Annotated in this window: 5 protein-coding genes; 1 reads left to right on the top strand and 4 read right to left on the bottom strand. The window is 52.1% G+C overall.

Going from position 1 to position 7,072, the window contains the following annotated elements; genetic code table 11:
• Positions 1-229 precede the first annotated feature (229 nt).
• The 4 genes from L4C36_RS20090 to L4C36_RS20105 all read right to left on the bottom strand — a co-directional run bounded on the left by L4C36_RS20090 (position 230) and on the right by L4C36_RS20105 (position 6,504).
• Complete coding sequence (locus L4C36_RS20090) at positions 230-2,467, bottom strand: TonB-dependent receptor (RefSeq protein ID WP_428479579.1); 2,238 nt, start codon at positions 2,465-2,467, stop codon at positions 230-232.
• Positions 2,468-2,636: 169 nt separating this feature from the next.
• Entirely contained in the window at positions 2,637-4,595 is a 1,959-nt protein-coding gene (gene fhuB, locus L4C36_RS20095; RefSeq protein WP_428479583.1) for a Fe(3+)-hydroxamate ABC transporter permease FhuB, read from the bottom strand.
• Between the two features lie 79 nt (positions 4,596-4,674).
• Positions 4,675-5,706 (bottom strand): ABC transporter substrate-binding protein, encoded by a 1,032-nt coding sequence (locus L4C36_RS20100; RefSeq protein WP_428479580.1) that lies wholly within the window; start codon positions 5,704-5,706, stop codon positions 4,675-4,677.
• 30 nt (positions 5,707-5,736) lie between these two features.
• Positions 5,737-6,504: an ABC transporter ATP-binding protein gene (locus tag L4C36_RS20105; protein WP_428479581.1), complete on the bottom strand. Its 768-nt coding sequence runs from the start codon at positions 6,502-6,504 to the stop codon at positions 5,737-5,739.
• Between the two features lie 406 nt (positions 6,505-6,910).
• Here L4C36_RS20105 and L4C36_RS20110 point away from each other — a divergent pair.
• Positions 6,911-7,072, top strand: a 162-nt coding sequence (locus L4C36_RS20110) for a transposase (RefSeq protein WP_428479584.1), incomplete at its 3' end; no start/stop codon positions are given.

Below are 7,072 nucleotides of genomic sequence, written 5' to 3' on the forward strand. Positions count from 1 at the left end.
TATTGCAAAAAAAAGGCTTTAAAAACGACAAGTTATCATGACTGCTATACGTAAAAATCAACCACTATTCCTTTTGCGGATACTTTATATATTGATAAAGTGCACCCTGTGTTATGGGATGTCTTAATCAATGCAAAACAAGAAAGCAAATAGAAAACAAAAAAATACATACAAACAAAAAAAGCTTGAAGCGAATAACGCCTCAAGCTTTTTTATGCGGCTTATTTCATTAATACTGTAATTGGTAATTCAAGGTAAACGTACGCCCGCGGCCTTTATAGTCAAACATCTGCTCAGGGCCATAGTAGGCATACCAGCCTTTCGCACGTTGTCCCCATACGGTGGTGTAGTCTTCATCCAATAGGTTCTGGATACCAAAGCCGAGGCTACCGACCGGCAAATCAACGGTTCCGACCACATCAAACACGCTATAGCCGTCTATTTTCCCGCCATTATCGTCCGTGAGATCAAACAAGGTCTGATTCTGGAGTTTCAGGGCGTAGTTATCTTGCTGCCACGTTACCCATGCACCCGCTTTGGACGCACTGGCATAATTGATAGACAGTTTGTTCCAATCGCCATCCGCATCTTGCTCTTCCGAGCGTACCCAATGGCCGTTTACCCCTACCTGCCAGTTGTCCGTTACCCAGTAGGCCACTTCCGCTTCTGCCCCATAAATGCGTTTTTTGGCATCTTTGATGTTCACATTCAGGGTTTTTCTATCAAATTTGACGATTTTATCGGATTGCGAATAATACAGTGCCGCTTGCAGACTTAACGCATCACCTGCCTGACGATACCCCAATTCGTAACTGTTGGTTTTCACCCCAGACAGCTTGGAGTCATTCACATTCACGCTGTCGGTCAACGTATAATGGCCGTTCGCATCTGGCGCACTGTATTTCCCGACCCCGTAATACTTCGCAGGATCAGACAAATCGAACCCCTGCGCGAAGTTCGCCCAAACTTGTTTATTTGGGCTGAGTTGATAAATCGTGCCGAGATTAAACAAGCCAATGTTGTAACTCGTTTCGCCACCTTGTACCGCATCCGCAGAGGTACCTTCACCAAACGCAATCGCGCGTTGTATTTTGGCATCCACAAAGTCATCAACTTTATTGTTCATGTACTGATAGCGGTAGCCGCCTTCCAGAGTCCAGTCATCGGTGATGGCAAACTCCGCCTGTAAAAAGCCCGCGACCGAGGTCACTTCCGTGCCGGGGTAACGACCAATCGTTGCCGCCGTTCGGTTCACCAATCCTCCAGTGTCATAGCTGGTTTGGCGATCAAACAAGGCCTGATCACTGTCGAGTTTATCGAGGTAGCTGTCTAGACCATAGGTTAACGTAAAGCGATCCATCGATTTGATCATCGCCGCACGAAAACTCAGCACATCGGTTGTTTGCTCAGAGGCTGCGAGGTATTGCCCATAAATAAAGGGAATAAAGGATAGCGCTTCACGGCGATACGCCGCTTGCACCAATAAATCATGCGAAAAAAAATCAGCATCGTGATAACTGGCGTTCAACATCACCCGCTCAGTTGCACCTTGACGGTCAGATTCATAGCCATCTCGTATTTCGATGACATCCGTATCTGCGGGATTACCGGTAATATTGTTCGGCGCACCGGCAAGATCTTGCCCGAAGTAGATCCCATACGGGCTGTCTTGTTTACTGTGGTAATACTGCGCTAACAGATTGATCGTTTGTGTCTCTGATGGGGTAATCACCAGTGTGCCGAGCGCATCCACCACTTCGTTAAACTGCAGCGAGCCTTGCGTGATATCCGGGACAATCAGATCGCCATTACCGTCGTAATACCCTTTCGTTTTACCGTATACAATCGACGCGCGACCTTTTACCTGATCGTTACCGCCACTGACAGATTGCGCCAATTTATAATCCACATCCTCACTGCTGTTAAATCCGGTGGTGGTACTGGCATAGCTTTCAAAAGCAATATCGGCACTGTCTGCGGTTTTGGTGATAATGTTAATCACGCCCCCAGTCGCCYCGGCACCATAAATGGCTGTCGCACCGGATAGCACTTCAATGCGTGCGATATTGAAAGGATCTATGGAATCTAATTGACGACTGATCGTGCGCGACGCATTCAGCGACACCCCATCAATCATCACCAGCATGGCTCTGCCACGTAAGTTCTGACCATAGTTGGTTCGCCCCTGACTGCCCACATCCAATGACGGTACAGCGGCAGATAAAATATCCGCGAGGTTTTTGCCCCCACGGTAATCTTGTGCGATTTGCTCGGCATCGATGTACCATACCGTGCCCGGAATATCACTGATCTGCTTCGGCGCACGGCTGGCGACCACCACCATTTTGTCCTGCTGGTACACAGGCTCTTCCGCCATAACAGGCAACGCGGTGAGGCTGCCCCCACTGACACCGAGCATGGCGATCATCAACGGGCTGACTGCAAACGTCCTTGATTGCTTTAACATCTTTTCTCAACTTCTTTTTAAAATAAACGAACAAGGGCACGCACTGTGCTTACCCTAAAAAACAGTCGCGAATGCTAATAACTATCATTTCCATTTACAAACTTAAGCACGGATATTTCCACAAAAAAGCCAGCTCTGGGAGCTGGCTCAATGATTACCTTCGTCACTTTCACGGTTTTCTTAATAAGTAGATAAAATACCCCCCACCGACGAGGGACGCCAATAAGCCAGCCGGAAATTGCCATGGAAACCAGAGGTTTCTGCCAAGCCAGTCTGCCAGTACCATGACGATGCCCCCCAATAAACAGGCGATAACGAGCTGATCGCGCGCCCGATACTGCCCCAAGGCTTTAGCCATGTGCGGAGCCAGCAAGCCAATGAAACTCAATGGTCCCACCACAAGGGTGGCCAAAGCCGTCAACATGGCGGCGATAAACATCAACAGCAGCCTGACCCGGTAGCCGTCGACCCCCAATGCGTTAGCAACGACCTCGCCCAGCCCCATCAAATCCAGCCACCGATGGCAGAGGATTAATCCGCCGCCCAGCACAATCACCCCCACCAGCAACACGAGCGCGTCACTGCCCGACGCCAGATAGGTTGACCCCGATAACCACGCCATCAAGGCGTGAACATTCTCTTGCCCAGATGACATGGCAATGCGGATCAGTGCATCCATCGCGGCACTTAACCCAATGCCCGTCAGCAGGATCTGCGCGGGGGCAAAACGGTGTCGTCTGCCGCTCAGCCATAACATGATCATGACCGAAAACGCCCCCAAGGTGCCCAGCAATAATTGTCCACCCCGCCCTGTCGTCATTCCCAGCATGGCCCCGCATACAACCGCCACCGCCGCCCCGGCACTGATCCCCAACACTTCCGGACTGGCCATGCCATTGCCCGTCACCCGCTGAATCACCGTGCCAGCAAGGGCAAGGGCGACGCCAGCCAACAAGGCCACCGCAATACGGGGAAAACGCAGCGCCAGCACATTGGGCGACACACTGATCTGCCAACCGTACTGACTGTTGCCGACCATGAGGCTAAGCCACAACACCCCAGCCAACACAACCAGCAAGCCAACACCCACAGCAATCACGCTGCGCGGGTGATACTGTTTCATGCCTTCGGGTTCTGCCTTCAAACTGGCAGCCAACGACTGACGGTGTAATAACCACAACAGACACGGCGCGCCCAACAGCGCAGTCATGGCACCGGTCGGCAGCAACTCACCACCGACACCGGAAAACGGCTGAATACACAGATCTGCCACCAGCAATAAGGCCGCGCCAATCAGCGCACTGGTGAGCAACCGCATCAGCAAGGTGCGGGCGCCCACTAACCGCGCCAACGCAGGGGCGACCAAGCCAACAAAACCGATGATACCGACCTGACTCACGACGGCTGCGGTCATGAACACCGCCGCGACAATGCCCATCCCCCGTAACCATGCCACCCGTACCCCTATGGAGGTCGCCACCGCGTCACCCAATTGCAATAGCGCCAGCGGTCGGCTGAGCAAGACCAATAACACACTGGGTACCACCAGTAGCGGTAACAACTGCGTGACCCCTTGCCAGTCGTTCTGCTCTAACGCGCCCGCCCCCCATATAAACAGGCTGGTTAACTGCTGTTCATTAATGAGCATCAACATCATATTCAGCGAGCCAAAAAACAAACTGACCACCATACCCGCCAACACCATTTGCAACGGGGCACATCCCCGCGAAGCGGTTAACAAGAAAACCAATCCCGTCGCCGCCAAGCCGCCGACAAACGCCAACCAATGCGCATCTATCGCTAACGTGGCAGGCAGATAGAGCAACCCCATTGCTAACCCCAATTCGGCCCCCGCCGCCACGCCTAACGTGGTGGGCGAAGCCAGCGGGTTTCTGAGCACGTATTGCATCACACACCCCGCTAGCGCTAACCCCGCCCCGCATAACAGGGCCATCGCGATACGCGGCAGATAGTTGAAATGCACAATCACTTGCCGGTAATCACTCAAGTCAGGCGCGAACACCGCGTGTTGCCACGCAACAAGGGGCATCTCAAACGGCAATCGCTGAACGATTAACAGGCCAATAAGCAGGACAATTAACAAGACAATTAGCCCTGTCACGAGCATTAGCCCAGTGATCGCGTACACACTCCGATACTGTCTCGCCCCTACCGCTATTCGCGGTGTGACTCTCTGGCCACTCACCTTATCGACGTTCATGATTAGCCTGCCCCGCGGTTAACGTGCCTGTTATTGACAAGTCTTTTATTGAAGTGCCTGGAATCAAGGTGCTTGTTATCAGCGTATCTACCATCTGCGTGGCCAAGCGCGCGGCGGAATGCAACCCGCCAAACGTCCAAATAGGGGGCAGTGAAAAAGCCCGCTGTTCACGATGAAACGCCATCGCTTGCCATAATGGTGTCGAGAAAAATGCCGCCTGTTGCGCCGCATCCATCGGCCCTAAATACACCATGTTGGCCTGCTGGTGGGTGGCGATCTTATCCAGCCCTACCGCAGAAAAGCCCCAACGGTTGGTCGACGCCTGCCAGCTATTGGTCAGCCCCATGTGTGCCAGCGTATCGCCCGTCAACGAGCCCGCACCCTGTACCCGCAAATGTTTGTTGCCAATAAAGCGCACCACCAACAACGGCCGATGAGCTAATCCTGCGTCTTGTAATCGGCGTCCCTGCTCCTGCAAACGCGTGCGGGTTGTGCTGATCACCTGCTTGGAAAGTGCCGTTTTTTGCACAATCTCACCCAGTAATTGGGTGATCCGTTCTGCCGTTTGATAGGGCTGTTTTGTCGGTCCATACAGGCTCAACACCATCGTGGGGGCAATGGCCTCAAAATGGGCAAAGGCGGGAGCCAATGACTGATTCATGATGATCAGATCCGGCTGTATGTGCGCCAACAATTCCAGATTCGGTTCACGGCGCGAACCCAGATCGATCACGCTCTGCGGTAAAGGCGGCGACCCAACCCAATGTTGATACCCATTGGCATCCGCAACGGCATAAGGGGTGATCCCGAGGGTCAATAAGGTTTCCGTTAACGCCCAATCTAACGCAACAATTTTTTCCGGCACCGCAGAAAGCGACACCGTCCCCATCTCGTGTGAATAGCTTTTAATTGCTTGGGATTGTTTAAGGCTTTGGCTTTGGCTCTGGCTCTGGCAAAAAACGGGGCTGGCACTGATCATCAGCAATAGCACCGTGCCCCACATACGCATCCTGTGCATGGGTGACTCCTTGTCTTTTCTCTCGTTCAATTAGCGCACATAGCTGATCGGCAAGCCGGTATCGGGATGCGCAAACAACCCCAGCGGCACACCGTATATTTGGGCTAACTGCGGCGCATTCATCAACTCGGCGGGACTCCCCTCTGCAAGCACACGGCCAGAATGCATCGCCACTAAGTGATCACTGAAACGGGCCGCCATGTTGATATCATGCAGCACCATGACCACCGTGAGCCCTAACTGCTGATTTAAGCGTCTGATCAACGACAACAATTCATATTGGTGCGCCACATCCAGCGCTGAGGTGGGTTCATCCAACAAAATACACTGGCTGCGCTGGGCCAATAGCATCGCGACCCAGGCACGTTGACGCTCACCGCCGGACAAGGTACTGACAAAGCGTGCCGACAACGCCGCCAGCCCCACCCGCTCAATGGCCTCATCAACATAGCGGGCATCGTCCGTGTTGTAGCGTCCCATCACCCCTTTCCACGGGTAGCGACCAAAGAACACCAACTCCCGTACGGTCACACCGTCCGTCACGGGGGGATGCTGTGGCAGGTAAGCCACCTGTAACGCGAAATCTCTCGCAGCATACGTGGCGATATCCCGCCCTTGGCAAGAAACACTGCCCGTAGTCGGCGCGTGTTGACGACTGAGCAATTTCATCACGGTCGATTTACCACTGCCGTTGTGACCCAGTAACGTCGTCACTTTGCCTTGTTCAATCTGTAAGGTGGTGGGCTGGAGAATACGGTGTTCGCCAATCTGAAACGTGGCGTGTTCGACTTTAAACATGGCTGGCTTTGCTGCTCCCTCATTGATGTCGCGAGGATTCCTTCCTCACGAGCGAATGCAAATGATAATAATTCGCGAACGAATTGTAATGGAAGGCGCCGCGGATGTCATGGGGTGGAGGGAGTGGGAATGACAATGATACTTTTCTCTTTTAGATCGATCGCGTTTTCGTGGGTGGGTGCTGGAATATAAGAATTGTACTTTTCCTTTATGCTTTGAATCCGAAGTCTCGGAATAAAAATCAAAATATTTACTACATTCAGTCAACAAAAACTTTCGTGGCTTGCATGTCGAAATTACATTTCTACCCGTTTATTGAGAGAAAATTGTTTGGGTTTCCCCCTGTGTCAGGATAGTTGTCACTGTTAAAAATTCATCAATTTAGAGGGGCGGAAACAGAGGAAACATGTCTCGTTATTCGCAAGAAAGAAAAGAAGCCATCTTGAAAAAGTTGTTACCACCGTTGTCTCGCTCTGTCGCGGAGATAGCAAAAGAAGAAGGCATCAGTGAAGCAACGCTGTATTATTGGCGAAAACAACTTCGACAATCAGGAGCCGTTGTGCCCGAG

Origin of the sequence: Photobacterium japonica, assembly GCF_050337005.1 — a bacterium.
Lineage (GTDB): Bacteria > Pseudomonadota > Gammaproteobacteria > Enterobacterales > Vibrionaceae > Photobacterium > Photobacterium japonica.